Source organism: Psychrobacillus sp. OK028 (assembly GCF_900103605.1).
GTDB lineage: Bacteria > Bacillota > Bacilli > Bacillales_A > Planococcaceae > Psychrobacillus.
In genome coordinates this window covers 21,839-48,468 of record NZ_FNHY01000003.1, presented here as the reverse complement: position 1 = coordinate 48,468, position 26,630 = coordinate 21,839, and the positions used below count along the sequence as shown (strand labels likewise).

At 36.6% G+C, this 26,630-nt stretch carries 30 protein-coding genes; 1 reads left to right on the top strand and 29 read right to left on the bottom strand.

The features are described from left to right. Nucleotides 1–11 precede the first annotated feature (11 nt). The 25 genes from BLR36_RS06105 to prsW form a co-directional block, all read right to left on the bottom strand. On the bottom strand, nt 12–1,112 hold the full coding sequence (locus BLR36_RS06105) for a prephenate dehydrogenase (RefSeq protein ID WP_093060851.1): 1,101 nt from the start codon (nt 1,110–1,112) through the stop codon (nt 12–14). Next, the gene (hisC, locus tag BLR36_RS06100; protein WP_093060850.1) at nt 1,112–2,212 is read right to left on the bottom strand and encodes a histidinol-phosphate transaminase; all 1,101 of its coding nucleotides are present in this window, start codon (nt 2,210–2,212) and stop codon (nt 1,112–1,114) included. The genes BLR36_RS06105 and hisC overlap by 1 nt, the downstream gene beginning before the upstream one ends. A 22-nt stretch (nt 2,213–2,234) precedes the next feature. Beyond that, nucleotides 2,235–2,597, bottom strand: a complete 363-nt coding sequence (gene aroH / locus BLR36_RS06095; protein ID WP_093060849.1) for a chorismate mutase — start codon at nt 2,595–2,597, stop codon at nt 2,235–2,237. Further along, entirely contained in the window at nt 2,598–3,686 is a 1,089-nt protein-coding gene (gene aroB / locus BLR36_RS06090) for a 3-dehydroquinate synthase (RefSeq protein ID WP_093060848.1), read from the bottom strand. 2 nt (nt 3,687–3,688) lie between these two features. Further along, the gene (aroC, locus tag BLR36_RS06085) at nt 3,689–4,870 is read right to left on the bottom strand and encodes a chorismate synthase (RefSeq protein ID WP_093060847.1); all 1,182 of its coding nucleotides are present in this window, start codon (nt 4,868–4,870) and stop codon (nt 3,689–3,691) included. A 105-nt stretch (nt 4,871–4,975) separates the two neighbouring features. Next, nucleotides 4,976–5,746 carry a CheR family methyltransferase gene (locus BLR36_RS06080; RefSeq protein WP_093060846.1) on the bottom strand — a complete coding sequence of 257 codons (771 nt, stop codon included), beginning with the start codon at nt 5,744–5,746 and terminating at the stop codon, nt 4,976–4,978. Nucleotides 5,747–6,052: 306 nt separating this feature from the next. Next, nucleotides 6,053–6,499 (bottom strand): nucleoside-diphosphate kinase, encoded by a 447-nt coding sequence (gene ndk, locus BLR36_RS06075; RefSeq protein WP_093060845.1) that lies wholly within the window; start codon nt 6,497–6,499, stop codon nt 6,053–6,055. Between the two features lie 134 nt (nt 6,500–6,633). Next, nucleotides 6,634–7,608: a heptaprenyl diphosphate synthase component II gene (gene hepT / locus BLR36_RS06070; protein ID WP_175453988.1), complete on the bottom strand. Its 975-nt coding sequence runs from the start codon at nt 7,606–7,608 to the stop codon at nt 6,634–6,636. 18 nt (nt 7,609–7,626) lie between these two features. Beyond that, complete coding sequence (locus BLR36_RS06065; RefSeq protein WP_093060844.1) at nt 7,627–8,331, bottom strand: demethylmenaquinone methyltransferase; 705 nt, start codon at nt 8,329–8,331, stop codon at nt 7,627–7,629. Nucleotides 8,332–8,334: 3 nt separating this feature from the next. Further along, a complete protein-coding gene (locus BLR36_RS06060; RefSeq protein ID WP_093060843.1) occupies nt 8,335–9,096 on the bottom strand; it encodes a heptaprenyl diphosphate synthase component 1 in 762 nt (253 codons plus the stop codon). A gap of 55 nt (nt 9,097–9,151) precedes the next feature. After that, nucleotides 9,152–9,373 carry a trp RNA-binding attenuation protein MtrB gene (mtrB, locus tag BLR36_RS06055; RefSeq protein ID WP_093060842.1) on the bottom strand — a complete coding sequence of 74 codons (222 nt, stop codon included), beginning with the start codon at nt 9,371–9,373 and terminating at the stop codon, nt 9,152–9,154. 67 nt (nt 9,374–9,440) lie between these two features. Next, a complete protein-coding gene (gene folE / locus BLR36_RS06050) occupies nt 9,441–10,010 on the bottom strand; it encodes a GTP cyclohydrolase I FolE (RefSeq protein ID WP_093060841.1) in 570 nt (189 codons plus the stop codon). Nucleotides 10,011–10,174: 164 nt separating this feature from the next. Beyond that, entirely contained in the window at nt 10,175–10,447 is a 273-nt protein-coding gene (locus tag BLR36_RS06045) for an HU family DNA-binding protein (RefSeq protein WP_093060840.1), read from the bottom strand. 172 nt (nt 10,448–10,619) lie between these two features. Continuing rightward, nucleotides 10,620–12,098, bottom strand: coding sequence for a stage IV sporulation protein A (gene spoIVA, locus BLR36_RS06040; protein ID WP_093060839.1), 1,479 nt, complete (start codon nt 12,096–12,098; stop codon nt 10,620–10,622). 75 nt (nt 12,099–12,173) lie between these two features. Then, nucleotides 12,174–12,884, bottom strand: a complete 711-nt coding sequence (locus tag BLR36_RS06035; protein ID WP_093060838.1) for an LptM family lipoprotein — start codon at nt 12,882–12,884, stop codon at nt 12,174–12,176. Nucleotides 12,885–12,897: 13 nt separating this feature from the next. Beyond that, nucleotides 12,898–13,104, bottom strand: coding sequence for a DUF2768 domain-containing protein (locus tag BLR36_RS06030; protein ID WP_254771340.1), 207 nt, complete (start codon nt 13,102–13,104; stop codon nt 12,898–12,900). A gap of 259 nt (nt 13,105–13,363) precedes the next feature. Beyond that, nucleotides 13,364–14,383: an NAD(P)H-dependent glycerol-3-phosphate dehydrogenase gene (locus tag BLR36_RS06025; protein WP_093060837.1), complete on the bottom strand. Its 1,020-nt coding sequence runs from the start codon at nt 14,381–14,383 to the stop codon at nt 13,364–13,366. Between the two features lie 30 nt (nt 14,384–14,413). Continuing rightward, nucleotides 14,414–15,724 carry a ribosome biogenesis GTPase Der gene (der, locus tag BLR36_RS06020; protein WP_093060836.1) on the bottom strand — a complete coding sequence of 437 codons (1,311 nt, stop codon included), beginning with the start codon at nt 15,722–15,724 and terminating at the stop codon, nt 14,414–14,416. A gap of 102 nt (nt 15,725–15,826) precedes the next feature. Continuing rightward, nucleotides 15,827–16,975: a 30S ribosomal protein S1 gene (rpsA, locus tag BLR36_RS06015; protein WP_093060835.1), complete on the bottom strand. Its 1,149-nt coding sequence runs from the start codon at nt 16,973–16,975 to the stop codon at nt 15,827–15,829. 93 nt (nt 16,976–17,068) lie between these two features. Further along, nucleotides 17,069–17,656 (bottom strand): lysophospholipid acyltransferase family protein, encoded by a 588-nt coding sequence (locus BLR36_RS06010; protein ID WP_093060834.1) that lies wholly within the window; start codon nt 17,654–17,656, stop codon nt 17,069–17,071. A 1-nt stretch (nt 17,657) separates the two neighbouring features. Next, nucleotides 17,658–18,332, bottom strand: coding sequence for a (d)CMP kinase (cmk, locus tag BLR36_RS06005; protein WP_093060833.1), 675 nt, complete (start codon nt 18,330–18,332; stop codon nt 17,658–17,660). 311 nt (nt 18,333–18,643) lie between these two features. Then, nucleotides 18,644–19,291, bottom strand: a complete 648-nt coding sequence (locus BLR36_RS06000) for a flagellar brake protein (protein ID WP_093060832.1) — start codon at nt 19,289–19,291, stop codon at nt 18,644–18,646. Between the two features lie 75 nt (nt 19,292–19,366). Then, a complete protein-coding gene (locus tag BLR36_RS05995) occupies nt 19,367–20,650 on the bottom strand; it encodes a PepSY1/2 domain-containing protein (protein WP_093060831.1) in 1,284 nt (427 codons plus the stop codon). A 9-nt stretch (nt 20,651–20,659) separates the two neighbouring features. Further along, nucleotides 20,660–21,475: a spore cortex-lytic enzyme gene (sleB, locus tag BLR36_RS05990; RefSeq protein ID WP_093060830.1), complete on the bottom strand. Its 816-nt coding sequence runs from the start codon at nt 21,473–21,475 to the stop codon at nt 20,660–20,662. 44 nt (nt 21,476–21,519) lie between these two features. Next, nucleotides 21,520–22,212 carry a glutamic-type intramembrane protease PrsW gene (gene prsW / locus BLR36_RS05985; protein ID WP_093060829.1) on the bottom strand — a complete coding sequence of 231 codons (693 nt, stop codon included), beginning with the start codon at nt 22,210–22,212 and terminating at the stop codon, nt 21,520–21,522. A 68-nt stretch (nt 22,213–22,280) separates the two neighbouring features. Between prsW and BLR36_RS05980 the strand changes: the two genes are divergently transcribed. After that, nucleotides 22,281–23,246 carry an asparaginase gene (locus BLR36_RS05980; protein ID WP_093060828.1) on the top strand — a complete coding sequence of 322 codons (966 nt, stop codon included), beginning with the start codon at nt 22,281–22,283 and terminating at the stop codon, nt 23,244–23,246. Nucleotides 23,247–23,432: 186 nt separating this feature from the next. On the opposite strand, the gene BLR36_RS05975 is transcribed toward BLR36_RS05980, so the two are convergent. The 4 genes from BLR36_RS05975 to BLR36_RS05960 form a co-directional block, all read right to left on the bottom strand. Continuing rightward, on the bottom strand, nt 23,433–24,410 hold the full coding sequence (locus BLR36_RS05975) for a YpdA family putative bacillithiol disulfide reductase (protein WP_093060827.1): 978 nt from the start codon (nt 24,408–24,410) through the stop codon (nt 23,433–23,435). Between the two features lie 23 nt (nt 24,411–24,433). Continuing rightward, on the bottom strand, nt 24,434–25,201 hold the full coding sequence (locus BLR36_RS05970; RefSeq protein ID WP_093060826.1) for a metallophosphoesterase: 768 nt from the start codon (nt 25,199–25,201) through the stop codon (nt 24,434–24,436). 76 nt (nt 25,202–25,277) lie between these two features. Further along, on the bottom strand, nt 25,278–25,910 hold the full coding sequence (locus BLR36_RS05965) for a CBS domain-containing protein (protein WP_093060825.1): 633 nt from the start codon (nt 25,908–25,910) through the stop codon (nt 25,278–25,280). Nucleotides 25,911–25,979: 69 nt separating this feature from the next. Next, on the bottom strand, nt 25,980–26,591 hold the full coding sequence (locus BLR36_RS05960) for a LysM peptidoglycan-binding domain-containing protein (RefSeq protein WP_093060824.1): 612 nt from the start codon (nt 26,589–26,591) through the stop codon (nt 25,980–25,982). Between the last annotated feature and the right edge of the window lie 39 nt (nt 26,592–26,630).

The following is a 26,630-nucleotide window of genomic DNA, read 5'->3' as shown; positions in this document are numbered from 1 at the left end:
GTCATCCCTCCTTATGAAATATACGTTTCAAATGTGGTGTTATTCGCAATACACGCTACAGCTTTTGCACGATCATCTGTCGATTGAAAGCTAATGACAAGTATTCCGAATACATCTTCACGAGTTTCAACAATTCGTATGTTTGTAATACTTATATTATCTTGAGCTAAATAACCGGTGATCTCAGAAATTACACCTGGATAATCTGGTACATCGACATAAAGGTCAAATACGCTAAACATTGCTCCTTGTGTGTTTATAGGAAGATCGTCTCGAATTCTTTTAGCGGTCGAGAAATAATCCTCTATCTCACTAGAATCGGCGTAGGAAAGTAGGTTCTGTAATTTTGTCATTTCATCGGTCCACGTTTGTAATTGGGCGCTTAGTTCTTTACGATTTTGAAGTGTTATATCTCTCCAAACAACAGGATTGGCAGAAGCAATTCTAGTTAAGTCTCGAAATCCGCCGGCCGCAAGTTGCTTCGTAAAGGGGTATTGTTCGTTTTCAAAAGATAGTTGATGAACAAGAGAAGCGGCAACTAAATGCGGGAAATGACTAACCACAGCGGTCATATGATCATGCTCTTCCGCTTCCACTTGAACAAGTTTTGCTTTCGTAACCTGTAATAGATTTATTAGCGCTTGAATACGCTCTTTTGGTTCATCTTCGAAAGGTGTAAGTAAATAATAGGCGTTTTCAAACAAGATGGCTCTAGCAGCCTCTACACCACTCTTGTGAGAACCTGCCATTGGATGTCCACCTATAAACGTTATCCCTTGTTCTTTTAAAGATATGGCAGCTTTCATAATCTCTTTTTTTGTGCTTCCAGTATCCGTTACAATTACTTGTTTTTTTAGTTGCCATTTCGGCATTTCTTGCATCAAGCGAATTGTTTCACTTACAGGAGTAGCAAAAACAATTACGTCAGCAGACGCAGTGCTTTCTTCAATATTGATAGCCATCTCATCAATGACACTTATTCGTTTCGCTGTCCGAAGCGTATGACCATTCGCATCATATCCAATTATTTTTACGTCTTTATTGCGTTTTAAACCAAGTGCCAGGGAACCACCTATTAGTCCAAGACCTATAATAAAAATGGTTTGTTGCATTATAAAACGCCTTCCTCTTTTAGAACCTCATCCAACTTTTCTAATAACTCGCTATTTTGCTGTTCAGTTCCAATTGTTATACGAAGGTATCCTGGTTTCCCTAGTGCATTCCCGCTTCGAACTATGAATCCTCGTTTCATCAAACCTTGGAATACTACATCACTATCTGCTTTCACTTCCATTAAGATGAAATTCGTTTGAGATGGGAAGTAATCTAGTTTTCTTTCTTCGCAATATGCCACGAATTGAGCTTTTCCTGCGTTATTTTTTGCTTTACATTGTTCGATGAATGCTTGGTCCTTTAAACCGATTAGCGCTACTTGCTGACTTAGTACGGTATTATTAAACGGCTCACGTGTAGGTTCAAGCTGAGCTATAACTTCCTCTGATCCGATCGCATATCCAACACGGAAGCTTGCAAGACCATAGGCTTTAGAGAATGTGCGCATGATCAATACATTTGGATGATTCTCTAATAATTTGATAGAATCTTTGTAGTCATTGTCAGTTATGTATTCTGTGTACGCTTCATCTAAAACGATTAAGACATCTTGTGGTACATTCTCTATAAAGTCTTTCAGTTTATCACTAGGTGTTAATGTACCTGTTGGGTTGTTTGGATTACATACCCAAATGATGGCAGTGTTTTCATCGACAGCTGCAAGCATATTATCTAAATCATGCTCTCCATTAGTAGTTAAAGGGATTTCACGTACTTCTGCTCCTTCAACAATTGCATTATGCTTATATTGACCAAATGTTAAATCGGCCATAATCGTGTTCAATCCAGGTCGTAAGATAGCTCTTGATACGATTAAAATATTCTCGTCAGATCCATTACCAAATAATAATTGTTTTTCAGAGACGTTTAAATGATTCGCTACAGCTGTTCTTAAATTCGACGCATATCCATCTGGGTAAATGGCAAAATCTAAATTCGCATTTTTAAAGTATTCATTTACTTTTGGCGACGCACCGTATGGATTTTCATTGGATGCAAGTTTTGTCACTGATTCTAAGTTAAACATTTTCTTCACTTCATCCGTTGTTTTGCCAGGCTGATATGCATGTAAACCATTTATCTGTTGTTTGAATTTCATATTAAACCCTCTATTCTATGAATTATTTAAGTAAATCTGGTCTTAAGTGAACTGCGTTATTTAAATAGATATGCTGCACTTCTTCTTGTGTTTTTTCAGTATTTACATGCATGAGTAATCGAATACACTTCTCTAACGCATTTGGTACGTCCATTTCATGGGTGCACATGACCGGAACATATGCCCATCCTTCTAAGCCTCTAACGGCCCTTGCTGGAAATGCAGATGTAATATCTGTTGTAGTCGATATGATAACAGAAGCAATATCTTCAGGCAAAATACTGTTTGATTTTGCCATTTCTTCAACTAGACGTTTAGTTTCCTGTAGTACTAAGTCATTAGAATCCTCTGTTACTGTTGTTGCTCCTCTAACACCTCTAATCATTCAGTTACCCTCCTTAACCCATTGTCGCAGCTGGTTGTCGCATTTTTTAACGTCTTCCATTGAAATTATTTGGACAAATGGATCTCCAATATCCCTTAGTAAAGCAAAATGAAGCACTCCGTTTGTTGTTTTTTTATCTTTTAGCATAAATTTTGATAGTTGTTCAAATGGACAATGTAAAATATGTTCAAAATTATAGCCTAGTCTATTCGCTAATTGATACACGCTGTGAGCATATCCAGCTGCTACGTTGCCATGAAGCTCACTGAGCATTAAAGCTGGAATCATACCGATCATCACTGCTTCACCATGCGTAATTTTCCCATAGCCTACAGATGCCTCAATCGCATGTCCATATGTATGACCAAAATTTAAAAATTTGCGATAGGACTGTTCTTTTTCGTCTAATTCAACAATATGTGCTTTTACTCGAATTCCTTTTTCAATCCATTGGACTAATTCTTGAGTTTCAATAGCCTTTAAGTTTGGGAGAGCAAGAAATTCATCCATCCAGTTAGCATCACTAATAATCGCATGCTTAACCACTTCAGCTAAGCCTGAGCGAACTTCTTCTTCTGGTAACGTTTTTAAAAAATGAAAGTCATATATTACTTCCATCGGTTGATAGAAAGCCCCAATCATATTCTTTCCTTTTGGGTGATTGATCGCCGTTTTACCTCCAACAGCACTATCATGCGCTAATATAGTCGTTGGAATTTGGTAAAAAGGAATTCCTCGCATAAATGTTGCAGCAACAAATCCGGTTAAGTCTCCTACCGCTCCTCCACCTAGTGCAAGTAAAGCAGAATTTCTAGAGCAGTTTTCTTCTAGTAAATACGTTTGGACCTCATAATACGATTCAAACGTTTTGCATGCCTCACCGTTCGGTACGATATAAACTTTGAATGGTATCTTAAAATTAGAGCGAACATAGTCCTCATGTAAACTCCACACATGTTCATCCGTAATCAACACTAAATGATCATATCTACCAAGAGTATCTGTATGTCTTTTGCAAAAGGATTCTAAAATATTCTCTCCCAAATAAACTTCATATATGGAGTCTTTCGTTTTAACTTGGATCGACATTATTAAAACCCCTTTGTATATGCTCGATGACTTTCTATATCTGCAAGTAATGTGTCTATTTTATCGCCATGGAAGGTTTCTAATACAGCTTGTGCAATCTCCCATGCAATAACTGCTTCAGCAACTACAGAAGCTGCAGGCACGGCACAGCTATCTGATCTTTCAATACTTGCCTTGAACGGCTCCTTCGTATCGATATCTACACTTTGAAGTGGCTTGTAAAGAGTAGGAATCGGCTTCATCACTCCACGAACTACTATAGGCATGCCAGTAGACATACCACCCTCTAGACCACCTAGACGGTTTGTATCACGTGTATAACCTCCTGTTTCGCTCCAAGAGATCTGATCATGAACTTGGCTTCCAAAAAGATTCGCCATTTCAAAACCTAATCCTACTTCTACACCTTTAAAGGCATTAATACTCATCATAGCCATTGCTAGTTTACCGTCTAACTTACGATCATAATGAACATAACTGCCAACTCCTGCTGGCATGCCAGAAACGATAACCTCTACTACTCCACCAATCGTATCTCCAGCCTTTTTTGCATTGTCGATCGCTTCTACCATTTTCTCAGATGCTTCCGGATCAACACAATAAACCGGGTCTGCCTCCACAATGTCACGAATTTCCTCTATAGTCTTTCCATTAGTTAAATCCAAGTTAGCTTCTATCCCACCAATTTTTGTTACGTGAGCCACAATGGAGATGCCGAGTTTGCGAAGCAATTCTTTTGCAACTGCACCTACCGCAACTCTTACCGTAGTTTCTCGTGCAGAAGAGCGCTCAAGAACATTACGTAAATCTCGATGACCATATTTCATGCCACCAACTAAATCTGCATGTCCAGGGCGTGGTCTCGTAATTTGTCTTTTAATATCCTCGGGATCGATTTCCTCACCCAGAGGCTCAATACCCATTATATTTGTCCAGTGCTTCCAATCATCATTGTTCACAACTAGACAAACTGGAGATCCCAACGTTTTTCCGTGACGTACACCTGACGTAATTGCAACTGTATCTTTTTCAATTTGCATACGTCTCCCACGACCATGACCACCTTGACGTCGTTTTAATTCTTTATTTATCATTTCAGCTGTAATTTCTAATTGTGCTGGTAACCCTTCAATAATTGCTGTTAGTTGTGGTCCATGTGACTCACCTGCAGTTAAATATCTCATAACACTTTCCTCCTTCAACTCGCTAAAGTATTTGTTTATTACTATAACAAAATTTCCAAACAAAGTATAGAAGAAAACTGCCCGAAAAACCTCGGACAGTTCCATTTATAATTTCCGATAAAAAAAAGTGTCCTCGGTTTCAAATCCATACTTGCCTGGATTGAATATCTGTTCGGTACTTCCAACAAAGAGTATTCCTCCAGTTCGAAGCGAATCACTAAAGTTTTGATATATTTGATTCTTTGCTTCTTCTGTAAAATAAATCATAACATTTCGACAAACGATTAAATCATAATTTTTATCATATGTATCTTTCAATAGATTATGTTTTTTAAATGTTACCGTCTTTTTAACCGAATCATTTATTTTATAAAAAGGACTTTGGTTCTCAAAGTACTTAGCTTTCATCTCTGTTGGTACTTCGGCTAATGAACGTTCAGGATAAATGCCAACTTTCGCACGCTGTATTGCATTTTCATCTAAGTCCGTTGCATGAATAGCAACTTGGGATAAAGGGACATGATTGGACAGGACCATTGCAATTGTATAAGGTTCTTCTCCGGTGGAGCATGCGGCACTCCAAATTTTCAAGCGTTTATTTGATGCTAATAGTTTTGGAAAGATTTTATTTTCAAGTATATCCCAGCGTTTTGCATTCCGATAAAACTCTGATACATTGATAGTCATACGATCGAGAAACTCATTTAATAGATCCCGATTCGAGTCAAGTGCTTGATAAAATTCGACAAAATTTTTATACCCCTTTTTTTCATACAAAGAAGTAAGTCTACGTCGCATCTGAGCCTCTTTATACGCTGCGAGGTCAATGCCTGTTTTTATCTTTATGGAATCCACAAATTTAATATAGTCCGGCAAAATGATTTCGCCCCTTTCTAAAACCCTATATTTAGTATATCTTAAACATAGCTTTTCGAACATACAAAAAACACAGACAAATTGCTCAAAGAACCGTAAAAATGGTAGTAATCTTATAAAAAGAGAGGAATTCTAGCTGGGTGTTGTCCTTTTTCATAGAGGTAAGTTCGTTAGTTGGAATTTGGAGTAGTTTAGTTGGAAATTTGAATGATTTAGTTGGAAAAATCGGCTTCCAAGTTGGAATAGTAAAAAAATCCCACAAAAAAAGGTTGTTTATGACCGAAGCCATAAACAACCAATTTGTTATTAGTTAATCCAGTTGTTAGCATCTTTTTTGTAAGATACTAACTCTTCTTGTTTGAAGAATAATCCGATTTCGCGTTCAGCGCTTTCTGGAGCGTCAGAACCATGGATAATGTTTTTCCCTACAGTTACTGCGAAATCTCCGCGGATAGTTCCAGGAGCTGATTCTTTAGGGTTTGTAGCACCTACTAATAAACGAGCAGTTGAGATAACATTTTCACCTTCCCAAACCATTGCGAAAACTGGTCCAGAAGTGATGAAATCTACTAATTCACCGAAGAATGGGCGTTCTTTGTGCTCACCGTAATGTTGCTCAGCAAGTTCAGTTGGGATTTGCATTAATTTTGCTCCAACTAGTTGGAATCCTTTTGCTTCAAAACGACCTACGATTTCACCGATTAAGTTACGTTGTACGCCATCAGGTTTTACCATTAAAAATGTTTTTTCCATAGTTAACACTCCTCGAATATATATAATGGACTTTATACTCCACCGTTACAAATATTATCATTATACGCCATTCTTTTCAAATTAAATTATCAGAAGGTTCAACACTTCGAGTGTCTATTTTAAATAATGCCTAATTAAAATTTTCTTTTACTCATAAACAACGCAATATTTTGTAACGATTTCTTAGCAGAATTTGCAGGCAACTGCTTCACTTCATTTAGCGCTTTTTCCAAATAATTATTACTTATACGTTTGGCACGATCAATACCGTTGGATTCGCGAATTTTCGCCAATAGTAGTTGTCTATTTTCGTGACTAATCGACCCTTCTAATACTTCTCTCAACAACGGTTGGATAATAGGGTCGTTTTTAACATAAAGAACAGGCAAAGTTATATTTCCCTGGACAAGATCAGATCCAGCTGGTTTTCCTAATTGTTCGTCGGTTGAAGTAAGGTCTAAGATATCATCAATAATTTGGAAAGACATACCGACATAATAGCCAAATAGCTTCAAATGCCTAACTGTTTTCTCATCTGCTCCGGAAGCAATAGCTCCCAATTCACAACTTGCAGATATTAAAATGGCTGTTTTGCGTTTAATCCGACGTAAATAGTCACGAACTGTTTGTTCGAGATAGTGCTTATCCTCGATTTGGATAATTTCCCCGATACAAAGTTCCACCATTGTTTGTGATAATACTTCATGTGCATATGTATTTTGTAAATCTGTTATGTATTCAATTGCGTTTGCAAAAAGAAAATCCCCTGTATACATCGCTACCCGATTATTCCATTGTGCCTTCACCGTTTCTCTACCACGTCTTGTTTCTGCGTCGTCAATTACATCATCATGGACAAGAGAAGCCATATGAATGAGTTCAACAGTAACAGCTACATTTTTAATAGAGTCTATTGAATAATTTCCAAATTTCGCTGCAAGTAGCACGAAAACAGGTCTAATTCGTTTACCACCAGCTAGAAGTAAGTGGAGAGACGCCTCATTCAGTAAGTGAGATGATGAATTCACCGCTATAGCTAATTCTTTTTCGATGATATCAAGATCCGATTTTAAATCGGAATAGAGTAACTTTAACTTCATCTTATCCACGGTTACAACCTCACTCACTTAAATATCTTTTTTGTACCCTATATGTCTAGCAGCCGCTCCACCACTGTAAGGTTTACTCGTTACATTTACTAAGCCCACTTTTTCAAACAACTTAGATAACTGTGCTCTATTTGGAAACTCTTTAGCAGATTCCTGTAACCACGAATATTCTTTATAACTTTTCGCGAAAAGCTTCCCAAATATCGGCATGATGTAGCGGAAATAAAATCGGAATAAACCATTGAATAATTTTGAATCTGGTTGAGAAGTTTCTAAACAAACAACCATTCCGCCTGGTTTAGCCACACGATTCATCTCACTTAGTACTTGTGTATAATCTGGTACATTGCGTAAGCCGAAACCAATCGTAACATAATCAAAAGAATTATCTTCAAAAGGTAATTCCATTGCATTTCCTTGTATTAACTCTATCTGTGATATATGTTTTACTTTTTCTAAGCCAACATTCAACATATTTTGACTAAAATCTAATCCACGAACCTCACCAGTTGGTCCAGTTGCCTCAGCAAGTGCAATTGTCCAATCTGCTGTTCCACAGCATACGTCCAGTGCTTTGCTTCCGGGTTTTACTTGCATGGCATTCATCGTATCTTTACGCCATGCTTTATGCTGTTGAAAACTAATAACCGAGTTCATCGAATCATAATTATCGGATATCTTTTCAAAAACTTCATGCACATGTTGTTCTTTTGTTTTTCCCATGGATTAACCTTCTCTCAACTGCTTTTCTAAGGTGCATATTTTTAATTTGCTTAAAATAATACTTTTTAGCTGGTCTTGTAATAGCTCGGAGTTTTTAATCTCATTTATGAGTAACGATTCCACTTTTTTTATCTCAGTTTGTAGCAAATTGAGATTAGCTTGTAATTGACTAGATTTACTAATATAAAAAGGTTGCTCCCCTTGTTCATAGGCAGCTAGCTCTTTTTTTAATGTGATAAGTAGCAGAGATTCCTTCATAAAAAATACATAGTCGTGATAAGAATAATATTCCAAAAATTGTTCGATAGATTTAGATTCTATTAGTTGGATCGATTGAATTAGTTCATCAAAGCTATATAATTGTCGATCATAAAATCTAGTTTTGTTCTCAGATATAGCAGCGATACCTTCAGACAATTGCTGGATTAAATCTAATTGTTTGTCGCTTGCAAGTAACTGATAATATTTCCCACTATAATAATCCCCAGCTAATACTTGTAGCTGCTGTGCTTTCGTTGTTGCACTCGACTCTTTTACTAAGTCGTGGGCAGCTAATGCAGAAAAAATAAGCGTCACTGCAATGGCGGACTTACTTTGAGAATCTTCCCATTCTTCCCCATTCAAAAGTGGCAAAAGTGTAAAAAACAAACGCTCTTCATCAATGACAGGAGCCCCGGTATATTTCAACAACGTTTTTTGCTGAACTTGTTTGAGAATACCATCTTTATACTGTTTTATATGTTGTTTGATCAATGCTTCGTTCATACACTTTACTCCATTTCCCAACCGCGCTTAATCTGTTTATCAGGCTATATAAAAATTATTTTTTCGCATCGGATTGAATAATACCATTTGCAGAATGGATAGATGCTTTTCCTCTGATTTTCATGGCTGACGTATGCTCGGTAAACTGGGCAATCATTACTTCACCCATATCTAGTTTTTCAGAATGATGAAATTTTGTATCTGTTCCTCTAGTAAGGCCAATTACATGAACTCCATCTTCTTCTGCTTTTATCAAAATATAATCTGAACCAGACATAATATAGTCTCCTTTGTTCACAGTCTTTTTCCATCATACCATATTCTAAAGCCGACATCCAAAGGTGTTACTTCATCTTTATGAAGGAAAGTATTTCCGAACGCTTTACATCGTCCGTTTCTAAAATTCCGCGTGCTACAGCAGTGATCGTTTTTGCACCAGGTTTTTTAATACCTCGCATCGTCATACACATATGCTCAGCTTCCACAACTACGTAAACACCGTGCGGATTAAGCATTTGCATAATATCATCTGCAACACTTGAAGTGATTCTTTCTTGCAGCTGAGGTCTTCTAGCAGTTGTCTCTACCGCTCTAGCAAGTTTGCTTAAACCAGTAACCACGCCATTACGTGGAATATATGCAACATGTGCTTTACCATAAAAAGGTACTAAATGATGCTCACACATAGAGTAAAAAGGGATGTCCTTTACTAATACTAACTCTTCATGCTCTTCGTTAAAGACGGTTTTAAAATATTCCTTAGGATCCTGATGCAAGCCTTCGAACATTTCTGCGTACATTTTAGATACTCTTTTAGGAGTTTCTAAAAGTCCTTCTCTAGTTGGATCTTCTCCGACTGCCTCTAAAATCATTTTAACAGCTTCTTCTATCTTGTTCAGATCGACATTTGTCATCTGTGGACCCCCTAAAACTATGTATTATATAAATTGCATCTTAGCATATGAAATACTTATTTAAAATAAATTTATCATATAGCAGCATTTTTAGTTTCTAATTGAAAAGAACGGCTACCGTGAAGCAAGCTCCACAATAACCGTTCTATGTACTACAACATCAGTTATTTAACTGCGTCTTTAAGTGCTTTACCTGGTTTAAACGCAGGTACTTTGCTAGCAGCGATGTCGATTTCTTTACCTGTTTGTGGGTTACGTCCCTTACGAGCAGCACGTTCACGAACTTCAAAGTTTCCAAAACCGATCAATTGAACTTTTTCACCATCTGCAAGAGCAGTTTGAATTGATTCAAATACAGCCTCAACAGCTTTAGTAGCATCTTTTTTAGAAAGTTCTGTAGCTTCAGCAACAGAGTTAACTAGTTCTGTTTTATTCATACCATTCACCTCCTCTCAAAGGAAGATAGCTTCAATCCTGTAAAAAGAGTATCACAACAAAAAAACCTTCGCAACACAATTTACACGTATTTCACTAAGTTTCCTCAAAAAAAGGGCATTTTAACGCAATAACAGGACTTTTTGCATAGTCGCAAAAAGTCCTGTATTGGATTTACAATATAAATGTGACCATCCCTCGATCACCTTCGTTAACCATTCTTTCAATCGTTTCGCGCATTCTTTTCTTCGCAACATCGGATACACTTTCTGTTTTATATCGCAAACTTTCTTTTAGTACCTCCACTAGTGAAGTTCCGAAAACCTGTGTTTGCCATAATGCGTCTCGGTCGTGTAAATATCCATGTTTTAAATCCTTTAATAGTTGCTGACTATGAAATTCAGAACCGATTAATGGGGCGAATTCAGCCTCCATATCTACTCGAATGATATGAAGTGAAGCGGCTTTAGCTTTTAAGCTGACACCGTAGAAATTATTTTGTTTAATAATTTCTGGTGCTGTCGGTTGAAAATCTTGAATAGTCGGTAATGATACGCCGTAGCCATGTTTTTTAGCTGCTTCTAATGCTTCGGAAAATTTATTGTATGCCTTTTTAGCTGTTGAAGCCTCTTTAACAAATAGCAGCCAATCCTTTTTCGATTCGATCGGCTCCTCTAGCCATTCATCACAAACTTCTTGAAATACTTCAGGCTTCAAGCCGATTTGTATGCATGCAGATCCTCTGCCTGGGTTTGCCTCGACTACTTCTGCAGACTGTATAAAAGGAACCTGCTTAAATCTAGAAGCTAATTCCTTCACGTCTTTCATTTTAGAAACGATTTGCAACCATTCTTGTAAAGAGGAAGTAATGGCGTTGTTAACAAAATGATCCGGTTCTAATACATCCGTCCAATCTGGCTTAACTAATTCAATATCCGTGATCGGAAATTCATAGAGTGCTTGTTGGAGTATGTATTGAATTTCCTCAGCAGTCATACGGTCAACGGCAGTTGCAATTACTGGAACTTCATGTTGTCTTTGTAACTCTTCACTTAATTGGATCGTTTCTAAATGACCGGGATTTTTACTATTTAAAACGATAACAAACGGCTTTCCAATCTCTTTCAGTTGAGTGATAATTTGTTGCTCTGCAGCTTCAGCTGCTAGGCGCGGGATATTATTTACTGTTCCATCTGTTGTGACCACAATTCCGATTGTAGAATGATCTCTAATTACTTTGTCTGTGCCGATTCTAGCTGCTTCTTCGAAAGGTATTGCTTCGCTATGCCACGGGGTATGCACAAGCTTTTGACCTTCCTCACCAGAATGCGTTTTAATGCCATCAATCATGTACCCCACACAATCTACTAATCTAATCTGTAATCGAAGCTGGTCTTCCCCTAAATGAATATTTGTCCCGTGTGCAGGCACAAATTTAGGCTCAGCCGTCATAATTACATTACCAGGAGAACTTTGTGGCAATTCATCTTGTGCACGTAAACGTTCAGCCTCTTCTTGAATGTTCGGAATGACAACTAACTCCATTACACGTTTGACAAAAGTAGATTTACCGACTCGCACAGGGCCAACTACACCAATATACACATCACCATTCGTTCTTTCTGCTATCTGTTCATACAGTTTACTCGACATGGATACTCTCCTTTCTTAGCAATTTAATATATGCACAAAAAAAACGTTTCATGCATATAGCACGAAACGTCCTTTTTATTTGTTTAACATAAACACTGGTTCATTCTTTTCATTTACTGTATATGGAAGAGAATAAGCTGGTACTATGGCAAAATTATCAGTTAACAAAAAGCGAATATCATCTCCAGGGTTTATCTCTTCTTCGGTTTCCTGAAGCATTCTATTCAATTCTATAGAGTAATCTACATAGATCTTCCCGTCACCAGTAGCTATTATCGGTAATTGGATATCAGAATAAGGGCTCTGTACAGATAATTCTTTGTTATATCCCATTTTTTTAAAGTCAAGTTTAAAAACACCTTCTGCAATCGTTTCTGCTACAGGTCCGTATCCATTTATACCTTTTCGATAGTTAATATCTCGTAGTGTATCAGCAATGCGTAAATCCACTAATTTTACAGTCGGATTGTTTTCTACATCCATCAATACATATTGATAAATACCTCCAGCTTCAAACGAATTAGCGGGAGCCTCTCCAAGTTTAGATGGAACGATTTTACTAAAGTCAATCGGGTATTTTATGTATTGATCCGTTTCTTGATCGCGAGTTTTAATCGGTAATAGTCCACCTGAATCCTCGCGAAAACTATCCACAGCATTTTGAACTGAATTTAATTGATCTTCATATGGCAATAAATTTTCAGGCTCATAACCACTCTTATAACCACAGCCTGCTAAAAAAGCTGTTAGCATAATGACAACAGCAATAAGTTTAACGTTTTTCATAGGAATCTCCTTATTAAGCCCTAGTTGGGTTAGCAATTATATAGATCATCGTGATGAAACCTATAAACAATAATATGTATGCAATTAGACCTAAAATAAACTTTATGAGTTTGTTATTCAATTTGTTTTTTACTAAAAACATAAGAGCCATCGCTAAAAACATACAGCCCATAGACCCAAATGATATCCACATTTTATCCATTGATGATACTAGTAACACCACAACAACTTCCACACCTTTCTACAATAAAAAAGTATACCACAAAATAAAAGCACTGTACCCCCTTTAAGGTCAAAACCTGTTTCTATCATTTTTGAAGGGCATTGGACATACTTATTGAAATAATATTATTGGTTAATTTAATGAAATACTGGTCGTGAATGACTTCACAACCAGCATTTCTATTCTCTGTATAACTAAATATTATTCGTCAAAAAAGAGTTGTTTTTTACAACAACTCTTTCCATTTGTGACAAATTTAGAACGTTTTATAATCTTCTAATTCGTGTTTTTTAGTACGATGCATAAGAATGTCTACAGCTTCTTTTGGATTAACCTGTTCAAATAAAACAGAATACAATGCTGCTGTAATCGGCATATCAACTTGTTGTTTAGTAGCAAGTTGATATGCTGCTTTTGTCGTCCGAACACCTTCCACAACCATGCCCATCTCATCTAATACCTTTTCAAGTGTAGCTCCCTTACCTAACATATTACCGGCACGCCAATTGCGAGAATGCACACTTGTACATGTTACGATCAAGTCTCCCATTCCCGTTAAGCCAGAGAATGTGTGCGCTTGGGCACCTAGGCTAATCCCTAGACGAGAGATTTCTGCTAATCCTCTAGTGATCAGTGCAGCTTTTGCATTGTCACCATATCCTAAGCCATCAACAATTCCAGCAGCTAAAGCTATTACATTTTTGAGCGCTGCTCCAATTTCTACACCAATAACGTCATCGTTTGTATAGACCCTAAAATAATTGTTCATAAACAAATCTTGAACCTTTTCAGCAGCAATCATATTCTCACTTGCAACTGTAATTGTTGTTGGATGCTTTAAGACAACCTCTTCTGCATGACTAGGACCAGATAAGACGACTATTGCTTCCATGACATCCTTCGTTAGTTCATCCTCAATCATTTCAGAAATTCTTTTTAGCGAATCAGGTTCAATTCCTTTGGAAACATGTACAAATAGCTTCTTTTCATCTAAGAAAGGTAGCATGTTTTCACAAACTTCTCTAATCGCTTTAGTTGGAACAGCAATCACTATAACATCGGCATGTTTGATAGCTGTTTGAAAGTCACTAGTAGCACTTAAATTAGCTGGTAAGATTGTATCTGGTAAATACTTTCTGTTGGTATGCTTTGTATTTATTTCTGTAGCTTGTTCATCTCTATGTGACCAAAGTAGACAGTCACGATCATTGGTTGCAAGGACCATTGCTAAGGCTGTTCCCCAGCTTCCTGCACCTAGTACAGTTACTTTTTCCATCGCTATTTCGCTCCTTTAAAACTAATAGGATTAAGTTCTTGCGCGCGTGATAATACGGATTGGAGTTCCTTCGAAGTCAAAGGACTCTCTAATACGATTTTCTAAAAATCTTTCATAAGAGAAATGCATCATCTCTGGCTCATTAACAAATACAACAAAAGTCGGTGGTTTAATAGCCACTTGAGTCGCATAGTAAATACGCAGTCTTTTCCCTTTATCAGTTGGAGCTGGGTTTCTTGCTACTGAGTCTTCGATTACCTCATTCAATACGGAAGACTGAACACGCATTGCATGATTTTCACTTACTTGGTTAATGATTGGTAAAAGTGCATGAACACGCTGTTTAGTTTTAGCAGATACGAAAACGATTGGTGCATAATCTAAAAATTGGAAGTGATCTCTAATTTTCCTTGTCATCACATTCATCGTTTTATCGTCTTTTTCAATTGCGTCCCATTTGTTCATAACAATAATTACTGCTTTACCAGCCTCATGCGCGTAGCCAGCAATTTTTTTATCTTGTTCTTGAATACCTTCTTCTGCATTCAGAACGACTAAAACAACGTCCGAACGTTCAATCGCTTTCAATGCACGTAAAACGCTGTATTTCTCCGTAGTTTCATATACTTTCCCTTTTTTACGCATACCTGCTGTATCAATCATTACGTAATCTTGACCATCGAACGAGTATTCCGTATCAATCGCATCTCTTGTTGTTCCAGCGATATCACTAACGATTACACGTTCATGTCCCAAAAATGCGTTGATCAAAGAAGATTTCCCTACATTTGGACGTCCGATTAGAGAAAATTTAATAACCTCTTCGCCATATTCTAAATCTTCTACGTCTGGGAAATTCTTCGCAACTTCATCTAGTAAATCCCCTAATCCAAGCCCATGTGATCCGGAGATAGGGAAAGGCTCGCCTAATCCTAATGCGTAGAAGTCATAAAGCATATCACGCATATCAGGATTATCTATTTTGTTAACAGCCAATACAATTGGTTTTTTTGTTTTATACAAAATTTTAGCAACATACTCATCTGCAGCTGTTATTCCTTCACGACCATTCGTCAAGAAAATAATTACATCTGCTTCGTCCATCGCGATTTCTGCTTGTTGCTTAATTTGTTCTAAAAATGGTTCGTCGCTTAGTTCGATACCTCCTGTATCAATAATATTGAATTCATGTGTTAACCAATCGGCAGAACTATATATACGATCACGTGTAATACCTGGAATATCCTCCACGATAGAAACACGTTCTCCAACGATTCGATTAAATATAGTCGATTTGCCAACATTTGGCCTACCAACGATTGCTACTACTGGTTTAGTCATTACTTTTTCATCCTTCCAACTTTCGTCTAAGTTGTATTATACAACAAAAAGACAAAAACAGGCGACTTTATTGAAGTCGCCTGTTTTTAGTAGGGTATAGTTTTAGTTATTGTTAGTGAAGCCCTTCAGCTTGTCTCCAAGGACATCGCTAATAGAGAATCCTCGTGATTCTTCAGGCATTTGATAATCTTCCATATTGTATTGATCTTCATTTTCCACTAATTCTTTAATACTTAAAGAAAGACGTTTTTCCGCACTGTTAACTTCAATTACTTTAACTTGTACTTCTTCGCCTTCTTTTAACACCTCTTGTGGATTACTAATATGCTTATGTGCAATTTGAGAAATATGCACAAGTCCTTCTACCCCAGGGAATACTTCAACAAACGCACCGTAAGAAACAAGGCGTTTAACCTTCCCAGTAAGCACCGCTCCTTTTGAAGCCTTTTCTTCAATCTCAGCCCAAGGTCCAGGAAGCGTATCTTTAATAGATAAAGAAATTCTTTCTGCATCACGATCAATAGATAAAACTTTTACTGTTACTTCTTGCCCTTCAGATAAAACATCTGCAACATTGTCTAAATGCTCGTACGAAATTTGTGAAATATGAACAAGCCCATCAACTCCACCAATATCCACGAACGCGCCGAAAGAAGCCAGACGTTGCACTGTTCCTGTAAGGATGTCCCCACTTTTAATAGAGTCAAATGTTTGTTGCTTAGTAACAGACTTTTCATCTTCTACTACAGCTTTATGAGATAGAATTAGTCTATTTTTATCTTTTTCGAACTCTACAATTTTAAAGGTCATAACTCTCCCTTTATAATCTTCAAAGGATTCCACAAAATGATCCTCTATTAACGAAGCAGGAATGAAACCACGGACACCTAGATCTACTACTAGGCCACCTTTTACCACTTCTTTCACTTCTGTTTCAATTATTTCACCAGATTGGAATTGCTTTTCAAGCTTCTCCCAAGCCTTTTCTGCATCTACTCTTCTTTTAGAGAGGACATAGTTTTCTTCTTCTACTTTTGTAATCATTAATTCTAATTCGTCACCGATGGAAACGGAGTCGGATGCTTTTTCAATATGCAAGCTAGATAGTTCACTTATAGGAACTATTCCATCAAAAGGTGCTCCATCAATTGATACGATTATAGATTTTTCATCTACTTGTGCAACCGTTGCTTTTACTAGTTCACCCTCTTTAAACTCATTCGTGTCGTTTAAGTTCATTTCTTCTGACATATGATATTCCTCCTTCACAGCGTCTCTATTCTATTTTATGCGAATTGGCACAGAATTACAAAAGGAAGCCCTTTGAAAATGAAAAGATTCTAACTATTGCGATTTGTGCTGCTCCAATAATTGCCCAATTTTCTCCATGATTACGTCTGTAACTTCGTCTGCTGAAGCCTTTCGCTCACGATATGGACTAATATCAATTGGTTGGCCATAAACTACTTTTAACTTTTTAAAAGGTTTGTATGGACCAATAATAGCGCATGGGACCACATTTGCTTCTCCACGTAACGCAAAAAATCCTGCACCACTAAATCCTTTCCCGAGCTTGCCATCCTTACTTCTTGTCCCTTCAGGAAATAACCCGACTACCTCGCCATCTTTTAGAAGCTTAATAGCAGTTCGAAGAGCATCACGATCACTTAGCCCTCTTTTCACTGGAAAGGCATTCACACCAGGTAAAATACCTTTTAATAGAGGTATATTAAATAATTCTGCTTTTGCCATAAAATGTACAGGTCTTGGCGCAAGAATTCCAACAACAGGTGGATCTAACGCATTAATATGATTAGCGCATAATAAAATTCCGCCATCTTTCGGGAAATTTTCAGTTCCAATCACTTCAAACCGATAAATTGGTTTTAACGCTGAGAATACAACGGTTTTTGCAAAGGAATATAAATTCAACTTAAGACATCCTTTCTTTAGCAAGCTGCATAATTTTTTCGGATACTTCTTCAACCGTTAAGTATGTCGTATCAATATAAATTGCATCTTCTGCTTGTATTAATGGAGAAGCTTCTCGTTCACTATCTAGTTTGTCTCTAAGAGCAATCTCTTGCTTTAATTCCTCTAGATTCGTTTCGATTCCTCTTTTTTGGTTATCTAAATATCTTCTATTTGCTCTTTCTTCCACACTTGCACTCATAAAAATTTTCAATTCAGCATTTTTTAATACATGCGTACCAATATCTCTACCATCCATAACGACACTTCCGTTTTTACCCATTTCCATTTGTCTGTTAACCATCTCTTCTCGTAAGGTGGCATGTGCAGATACCGCTGAAACTGATGCGGTCACTTCTTTTGAACGAATTTCTTCAGTTACAGCCACATTATCGAGAAATACTAACTGACCATCTGGAGATGGTTTTAACTCAATAGAGGTTTCCTTTAATAAGTTCGTTAATTTATGTTCATCTTGCAAATCTATGTTTTGTTGCAGTGCTTTATACGTAATTGCTCGATACATCGCACCTGTATCAACATATGTAAACCCTAATAACTCTGCGGTCTTTTTGGCAATCGTACTTTTCCCTGCTGCTGCTGGGCCATCAATAGCTATTTGTATTTGTTTTTTCAATTTATTTGCCTCCACTCTATTCCTAAATATTTTATCATAGAACCTTTACTATGAGGAAAAAAGTCAGTTTTCAAAATGATAACTTTTCGAAAAGTTGCTTTCAATTTGAAGAGGCTACCCAAAGTTATACTTTGAGCAGCCTCATTTTAATTAACTCAATCCATTTCATATAACAAGTACATATTGAATTCCTGATAACGCTGACTTGCACTCTAGGCGGACGCTTTCTGCGGGCACGACTCGAAGCAGTAGTCTCTCGCTCGTGTTTTATAAACGAACAAAAAATTTGTGAAAGTAATGATAAAATTAAATTAACTCAATGTTTTTTTACGAATTAATAGCTGACGTTCAAAACAAAATCGAACTATTTGCTGCTTATCTAAGTCATCGGTATCGGTAAATTGTAAAGAAGCAATAGTCAGAGATCCTTTTTCAAAAATTCTAATTACTTGTGCAAGCGTCGTTACATATTTAATATCCCCATTATTAAATAATAATGGGATTAATAATGTTACTTCGTCTCCAGCTTTAAAGTTAACTTCCTTATTTAAAATAACTGCTGTTCCACCGGCACTAATATCATCCGTCACAAATTGATATCTTTCTTCCTCAAATTGAACCGAAATATCTACAGAAGTACTAACCCGAACAAAATCTCTCCGCTGAATACGCAAAAATTCAGATGCCGCTGGAAGTGCAAGTTTAACAACCGGTATTTGTTTTGATATTTTTCCTAATACCTCTGTCTGAAAGGCATAAACAGCCTTTGATTCTTCCACAAACGTAGCTCTTAGCTGCATACCGTCCATTAAAAATACGGTTCGGTTAGAGAGTGTATCCATGGGATAATCGATATAAATAAATTGATTGTCTAAATCCACCACTTTACATCGATACTTTTCTGTTTTATCCGTAAACGTTGGCTCTAACGTTAATTGAGTACCAAGTTTGATTTTCATATGCAACCCTCTTCAATGTCATAATATAGATATTATTATGACACTGAATGGATTATTTTTCTACAGAAAAAAGTTTTATGGAAGCTTTTCTGCATGTAAAATTTCGTGGTTTTCGGTATCGATATAAATTTTATATGTGCCAATCGAATCATTTCTCGCTAAAATTTGATAGGCCAAACGTTGTTGCAGCTGTTTATTTTCTACGTATGCTAAACGCTCTTCCTCAATAGAGAAATTGCTTGAAAAAAGCTCCTCTTTATTTATTGGCACTAGTTCTTGCTTATCAATTTTTTCTTTCTGAATGTATTCCATTGCATTTAAACCGAGCAGTTCCCCATTATCTTTTGCAATTTTTAATTGGATTCCGTCCGCATAGATCAATGCATCGTTATTTTTGTCTTTTCTAGCAAAAGCTAAATGCCAAGCGATTGAGTTTTCTCGAAATTCTACCATTTCCGTATCTGTAAAACCTAATGTTTTTATATACTCAGCGGATTTGTCTTTCATTTGCTGGACATTTATAGTCGTCTTTTCAAATGGTCTCTCCATTAGAAAAGAGAGGATATGTCCACCTTTTTTAGTTAAATCTGCGTACCCTATTCGAATACCTTTATGGAATTCAATATGATAAAAAGGATAAGGTGCATCTTGTGAGCTTTCGGTTATGTGAATCTTAGCATCTTTAAATTCGGGAAACATTTCAACAAATCGTTGTTTAGCTTCATTTACCGTTATCTCAGCATCTTTAATATGCTGAAGGTCTTTCTTCTTTTGCTGATCGGTTTCACTAGCAGTCATCGGAAAGTCGCTCTCCGTATATGCCTTTGCAGAGTTACCTAGTGATTTCCAATTTTTTTCACCGCTTTGATCTAACTTATTTTGAACAAAGGTTTTGACGATGTAATCTTTACTTCCACCATCTCTGTTCGTAAATGCCCACTGGTCTGATAGTGCTAGTAAATTTTCTCTTGCACCTGCCATGTTCTTTTGCCATTCCTCAATTGGAACCTTGCCATTTTTCACTTGTACAGCACCATTGCCTAGTCTGTTTAAGTAATTCATCCATACTGCGGAAGTTTCATTACTAATTGGTAGTGAACTGATAGAATTTCTAATATCCGAAGAAATTCTCCATACATCATCTAATGGCTGTTCTAACGCTTTCTTATCGGTAAATAGCATGGTCTGATCAACGGACTCTGATAACTTTGTTAGCTTTTCTGAAGCCGAAGTCAATTGATTGGAGTATTGCACAGCTAAAGCATTTTCTAACCTTTTGTTTTGGGACTGAACAGAGAAATGATACATAAGGAAAATAACTGCAACGGAAGATACGATTACCCATATAATTTTTTTCATTTTATCTCCTTATGCACAGAAAATATGCTGTCCGATTTTTTTAATTTGTGGTCTTGACCAAATCCATTTGCTTGTCGCAGTATCTGGATTGAAGTAATAAATGGCATTTTCTGTTGGATCCCAACCATTCAGGGCGTCTAACACTGCTTCCTTTGCACGTTCATTTGGTTCTAGCCAAATTTGTCCATCTGCGACTGCTGTAAAAGCTAAAGGCTGAAAAATTACTTCAGAAACGGTATTTGGAAAATCTGCATGTTCAATACGGTTTAAAATTACCGCTGCTACAGCAACTTGCCCTTCATAAGGCTCACCACGTGCTTCACCATATACGGCATTCGCAATCAATTTCAAATCTTTTTCCGAATATTGTGGTGGTAGCTGCATATTTGTGCTCTCTTCTTTTTTGTTTTTAACTTGTTTCTCTAAATCGACTCCACCATAATACGTAAAGCTATTTCCTTTATTAATCTGCTCGTGAACAAATTTTTTATCAAATTCAGAGACACTCACTAATTTCTTCTTCGTGTTTTCACCTAGCAAACCGTCTATTGGCAGACCATACTTTTCCTGGAAATTCCTCAGTGCCCAGTAGGTGCTATAGCCAAATTTGCCATCTATCTCACTCTTATAAAATCCAATATACTGTAGTCTAGCTTGGAGTTCGATAACGTCGTCTCCAAAAGCGCCTCGTTCTAATACTTGAGCAGAGAAAGCCTGGGTAGTTGGTTGCTCATAGATTAAAGAATAACTAACTGTACAAAATAGCAAACTAATCAGGATGTATTTTATTTGTTTCAAACGACATCTCTCCTTTTTATCTAGCATGGAGTAAGATGTGTTAAAATATACAAAAAAAATCTAGCAATTGGCTAGACTTTTTCTTCTACAAAATATTCATGATCCGCGTATCGTTTTCTGCGAGACAAAACATGTGCTTTCTTCACTTTGGATAAACTTAATAGCCACAAAAACAGCATAAACGGTACCATTAACAAAAGCTCCAAGCCTGAAATGCCTAGAATACTATTATAAATAGTATGCAACGCTAGTGGTGCGATTAATGCATAAAATATTTCATAGCGAGATTTCGATAAGGTTGCAAACTTTGCTCTTCCGATATAATACCCCATCAAAACACCAAAAAGGGCATGACTGGATACTGGTAGAATGGCCCGTAAAAAAGCTGCCTCCATACCAAAATTCACTAAGTACAAAATATTTTCAACGGTCGCAAAACCTAACGCGACACTTGCTCCGTATAAAATGCCGTCATATGGGTCATCGAATTCCACATGTTTGTAGATAGCAACAATAAGAACTAGCCATTTGAAAAACTCTTCTAGTGCACTCGTTACAATAGCTTGATGTAAAAATAAAGAAGAAAAAATCTGTTCCTCTTGAAAAACATGTTGGATAAATAAAATTGGAAATGTTAATATAGCGCCATATATAAATGTATGTAACAATAATCTGGAGGGTTCTGCAGAGATTTCTTTACGCAAGTAAAAATAACTTAATAGTGCTAAAGCAGGGGCTATTGCAACGGAAAGTAGTATGAACATAAACTTACTCCTTCCATTTCATTAATACTATTATACCTTATATTCGCAAATTATGGGAGGTACTTACAATGAAAACTATTTTACTAATTCACACAGGTGGAACTATTTCCATGCAGGTGCATGCTGAAACAGGGGCTGTTGTTCCAACTGATCAAAATCCACTTTTAGTCGAGGCGGAAAAACTTAGGTCATTAGCCAAAATAGTAGAAATAGAGGCTTTTAATCTCCCTTCACCTCATATTACACCTGTCGAAATGATGGAGCTAAAAAAGCTTATCGATCACTATATCTTAACTGATGATATAGACGGAGTTGTTATTACTCATGGCACAGACACATTAGAAGAAACTGCATACTTTTTGGATCTCACCGTTGATTCAGAAATTCCGATAGTTCTCACTGGAGCAATGCGCTCTTCCAATGAAATAGGGTCAGACGGGCTATATAATCTAATGTCAGCTATCCAAGTCGCTGCCTCCGATGATGCAAAAATGAAAGGTGTGCTTGTTGTATTAAACGATGAAATACATACTGCGGAAAACGTAACAAAGACTCACGCAAGCAATGTGAGTACATTTCAGAGTCCTCAATATGGACCTATTGGCTTTATATCCAAGTCAATCGTACATTTTCATCACTCACCCAATCAACGCATCGTTTTTCCAATTGAGCATATCGAGAAAAAAGTCGCAATGTTTAAAGTATATGCAGGCATGGAGCCAGACTTGCTCAAAGCGTCAATCGATTTAGGGTACGATGGAATAGTATTGGAGGGCTTAGGTCAGGGAAATGTGCCCCCTAGCCTTGTTTCTGTCATTGAAGAAATATTAAACAAAGGTATTCCTATCGTTTTAGTATCTAGATGTTTTAATGGAATTGCACAAGACGTGTATGGCTACAAAGGTGGAGGAAAAGGACTTAAAGATGCAGGTGTTATATTTGCACAAGGCTTAAATGGTCAAAAAGCACGTCTAGCTTTACTGATTGCATTGAATCATCCCGAACCAGAAAAAGCGATGGAGTATATATTTTAAGTATATATTGCAAAAGAGTAGCTGTCGTAACTGAGTTTACGGTATGCCACTCTTTTTTCGATTGTGTTCATAAAGTGATTTACTTGTGCAAAGGTAAATTTTTGCATTTCCTACAAATTTAAAAATATGCAAAAAAATCACCCCTAATACCAAAAATTTAGGGATGATTTTTAAAAAAGATATTCATTATTCAATGACGAGTTTTCTTTTTATTTCGTTGGCAATTTGATCACCATGGAATCGTCCATTCTCGATGAAAATTTCGTTTGCATTATTTCCTGCAGCAATTACACCAGCGATGAAAATTCCTTCTACATTTGTTTCCATCGTTTCTGTATTAAAAGCAGGTCTCCCTGTCGCACTATCGATTTCAATACCCATTTGTTTTAAAAAAGCATGATCTGGATGATAGCCTGTCATTGCAAATACATAATCATTAGGTAGTTGGAATTCTCCATTTTGAGTATTTTTTAAAGTGACGTTAGATACACCTATTTCTATTACTTCTGTATCAAAATGCATTTGTACTTCATTATTTCTTACTAGTCCATCAAACTCAGGTAATACCCATGGTTTAATGCTAGGCGAATACTCACTACCACGGTAAGCTACCGTTACATATGCTCCAGCTTTGTTAAGTTCTAGAGCAGCATCAATAGCTGAATTTTTCCCTCCAATGACCAATACATCTAAACCAAAATACGGATGACCCTCTTTAAAATAATGATGGACCTTTGCTAATTCTTCTCCTGGAATATCCATATAGTTAGGATGATCGTAATAACCAGTTGCAATAACAACATACTTTGCCATATAACTTGCTTTAGATGTATGCACGTTGAAATGATGAGCTTGTTTTTCTACTTTTTGCACCTGTTCATATTTCCGCACATCAATATTATTTAGTTTTACCACTTCTCTATAGTAAACTAGAGCTTGATTTCTTTTGGGCTTTCTCTCCTCGACTATGAAAGGAACATTGCCTATGGCTAATTTTTCACTAGTGCTAAAAAAAGTCTGATGTGTAGGATAATTGTAAATAGCCTCCACTACATTCCCTTTCTCAATTACAACCGTTTTTAATCCTATATTTTGCGTAGAAATAGCTGCTGCCAGCCCGCATGGTCCTCCTCCGACTATTAATACATCTACCTGTTGATTCACAAAAAATACTTCCTTTCTTTCACTTAACGTCTTCCTCTAATAGTTATTAGATGACATTCAGATTTTGCTCCTAATCTCAGTGGAATTGCGGTTGTTCCGTATCCATTACTAATGAGCTCTGCGCTATTTTCTTTTTCACGATAGCTTCCCTTTTCATATATCCCAAACGGGCCAAGGCGTATTTGCCCCCCGTGAAGATGACCAGCTAACAAAAGATGTGGCTTACTAATCTTTTTGGCATTATTGAAGTATGTAGGAGCATGAGTAGTGAATATAAGGACATCCGTTTCTTTAACCTCTTTAAAAGCCTCAAATATCTTTACATTCCCAGCAAATCCATCATTAATCCCAACGATGCGCACAGAAAAATTACTTTTTTCAAAATGAAGAGAGCTATTTTCTAATATATGAACTCCATTTGAGTCTAGGATATTTCGTAGGTTTTGTTCCCCCACTTCGCGATCATTGTTACCGAACACATAACAAGTACTTCCCAACCTAGTAAGTTGTTTAATATTATCATTTGTTCGGTTTAACGGGACGCCTTTTTCCGTTATATCTCCACCAATAATAACTACATCTACTTTTCCAAGGAGACGTTGAATTAATTTATCAGATACTTTTCTTCGATGGATGTCGGAAATGAAAAAAACATGAAATTGCTTCTCCTCCGTCCATTCCTCAATAAGTAGAGAATGAGTGCGCACATTTGTTTGAAAAGCTAAAAATAACATATATAAAAAAAACAACAAAATTATAACCAATACACAACCTAATGTCCATCCTATCAAATATATACCCCCTTACAACACGTAAAAGGACAGGGAATTTCCCCTGCCCTCTCACTCGTGTTTACTATTGATCATTCTACTCCTCTTTATCAATATGTAAAACTCGGAACCCTGATTTTTCTAAATCAGCTAGAATTCGATCAATTTTCGAATCATTTTCAATCTTCAATACGATACGTCTGAATAGTTTATCGGTCTCATCAAAAGTAACAATTGAAATGACAGAGGCATGATATTTATGGAGCACATCCGTCATTTTTTGAATACGTCCTTCCGATTCTACAGATGTAAAGGTAATGCGCGTTCCTTTACTATTCATACCAAATGCACTCTTAAATTGTTCAACTGCATCATAACGTGTAACTAATCCAAGAAATTTTCCATCCTTTACAACTGCTAGGATCGGGAAATCATGAAGTTTGATCATTGCATTTTCAAAAACATCTTCATAACCAACAAATATATCTTCGTTTGTCATAACATCTGTCACTTTTGTTTGCTCCATGAAAGCTTCTTTATCAAGAGAGCTATAGAAAAAAGCTTTATACAAAAGGTATTTGTTGAACATACCAACATATTTCCCATTATCTAATACCGGTAAAGCATCCATTTCTTTTTCCTCTAAAACACGCAAAGCCGTAGAAACCATAGCATCCACTTGAACTGTTACGCATTTTTCTTTTGGTATCATCACACTTTTTACAAACATATTAGCACCTCTTCCAACTTAGGATATACTTTATATATTCAACATTTTATATAAATATCCTTCTTACGTTTATGGTAGTACTAGTTTTTGTCCAACAGAAATTTCATTTGATGTAAGACCATTTGCAGATTTTATTTTTTCGACTGCAGAAGGGTCATTATAATAATTTACAGCTATACGATACAGTGTTTCATTTTCCTTCACTATATGCGATTTAGAGCTTGAAGTTTCTGTTGCCTCATTTTTCTCTTCTTTAGCAGGTTCTTGTTTTGGTTGTTCTGTCACTTCCACTTTTGGTTCTTCTTTAACTTCTTCTTTTGGCTCTTCAACTGACTGCTCTGTTTCTTCAGGAGTGGTTACTTCTGGAGTTTCTACTTTTTCCTCTTTATTTTCGTCTTTTTTTGTGCCATTATTGATCGTTTGTGTTTCCACATGTATCGTATCATTTTTTACAACTTCTGCTTTATTTGGATCAGCTGCATAAAAAAACTGTACATATATGAATATGCTCACTGGTATTAATATGAAAATACAAAAGACGGTTGGGATCAATAGGTTCCTAGATTTTTTCTTAGGTTTCATATTGGCACTTCGTCTTCTTCTTGTTTGATTAGTATCATCATCTTGTCCAATGGATTGTCGATGTTCGTCGATTTTTTTTTGATAATCATCTTGGTTCATTTTATTCCTACTCCATTTCTACCTTCTTATCTACTTCTA

Coding starts and splice junctions, on each gene's coding strand:
- BLR36_RS06105 (WP_093060851.1), bottom strand. CDS start 1,112: ATGCAACAAACCATTTTTATTATAGGTCTTGGACTAATAGGTGGTTCC.
- hisC (WP_093060850.1), bottom strand. CDS start 2,212: ATGAAATTCAAACAACAGATAAATGGTTTACATGCATATCAGCCTGGC.
- aroH (WP_093060849.1), bottom strand. CDS start 2,597: ATGATTAGAGGTGTTAGAGGAGCAACAACAGTAACAGAGGATTCTAAT.
- aroB (WP_093060848.1), bottom strand. CDS start 3,686: ATGTCGATCCAAGTTAAAACGAAAGACTCCATATATGAAGTTTATTTG.
- aroC (WP_093060847.1), bottom strand. CDS start 4,870: ATGAGATATTTAACTGCAGGTGAGTCACATGGACCACAACTAACAGCA.
- ndk (WP_093060845.1), bottom strand. CDS start 6,499: ATGGAAAAAACATTTTTAATGGTAAAACCTGATGGCGTACAACGTAAC.
- BLR36_RS06065 (WP_093060844.1), bottom strand. CDS start 8,331: ATGGGAAAAACAAAAGAACAACATGTGCATGAAGTTTTTGAAAAGATA.
- BLR36_RS06060 (WP_093060843.1), bottom strand. CDS start 9,096: ATGAACGAAGCATTGATCAAACAACATATAAAACAGTATAAAGATGGT.
- mtrB (WP_093060842.1), bottom strand. CDS start 9,373: ATGTCTGGTTCAGATTATATTTTGATAAAAGCAGAAGAAGATGGAGTT.
- folE (WP_093060841.1), bottom strand. CDS start 10,010: ATGACAAATGTCGATCTGAACAAGATAGAAGAAGCTGTTAAAATGATT.
- BLR36_RS06045 (WP_093060840.1), bottom strand. CDS start 10,447: ATGAATAAAACAGAACTAGTTAACTCTGTTGCTGAAGCTACAGAACTT.
- spoIVA (WP_093060839.1), bottom strand. CDS start 12,098: ATGTCGAGTAAACTGTATGAACAGATAGCAGAAAGAACGAATGGTGAT.
- BLR36_RS06035 (WP_093060838.1), bottom strand. CDS start 12,884: ATGAAAAACGTTAAACTTATTGCTGTTGTCATTATGCTAACAGCTTTT.
- BLR36_RS06025 (WP_093060837.1), bottom strand. CDS start 14,383: ATGGAAAAAGTAACTGTACTAGGTGCAGGAAGCTGGGGAACAGCCTTA.
- der (WP_093060836.1), bottom strand. CDS start 15,724: ATGACTAAACCAGTAGTAGCAATCGTTGGTAGGCCAAATGTTGGCAAA.
- rpsA (WP_093060835.1), bottom strand. CDS start 16,975: ATGTCAGAAGAAATGAACTTAAACGACACGAATGAGTTTAAAGAGGGT.
- BLR36_RS06000 (WP_093060832.1), bottom strand. CDS start 19,291: ATGAAAATCAAACTTGGTACTCAATTAACGTTAGAGCCAACGTTTACG.
- BLR36_RS05995 (WP_093060831.1), bottom strand. CDS start 20,650: ATGAAAAAAATTATATGGGTAATCGTATCTTCCGTTGCAGTTATTTTC.
- sleB (WP_093060830.1), bottom strand. CDS start 21,475: ATGCTAGATAAAAAGGAGAGATGTCGTTTGAAACAAATAAAATACATC.
- prsW (WP_093060829.1), bottom strand. CDS start 22,212: ATGTTCATACTACTTTCCGTTGCAATAGCCCCTGCTTTAGCACTATTA.
- BLR36_RS05980 (WP_093060828.1), top strand. CDS start 22,281: ATGAAAACTATTTTACTAATTCACACAGGTGGAACTATTTCCATGCAG.
- BLR36_RS05965 (WP_093060825.1), bottom strand. CDS start 25,910: ATGTTTGTAAAAAGTGTGATGATACCAAAAGAAAAATGCGTAACAGTT.
- BLR36_RS05960 (WP_093060824.1), bottom strand. CDS start 26,591: ATGAACCAAGATGATTATCAAAAAAAAATCGACGAACATCGACAATCC.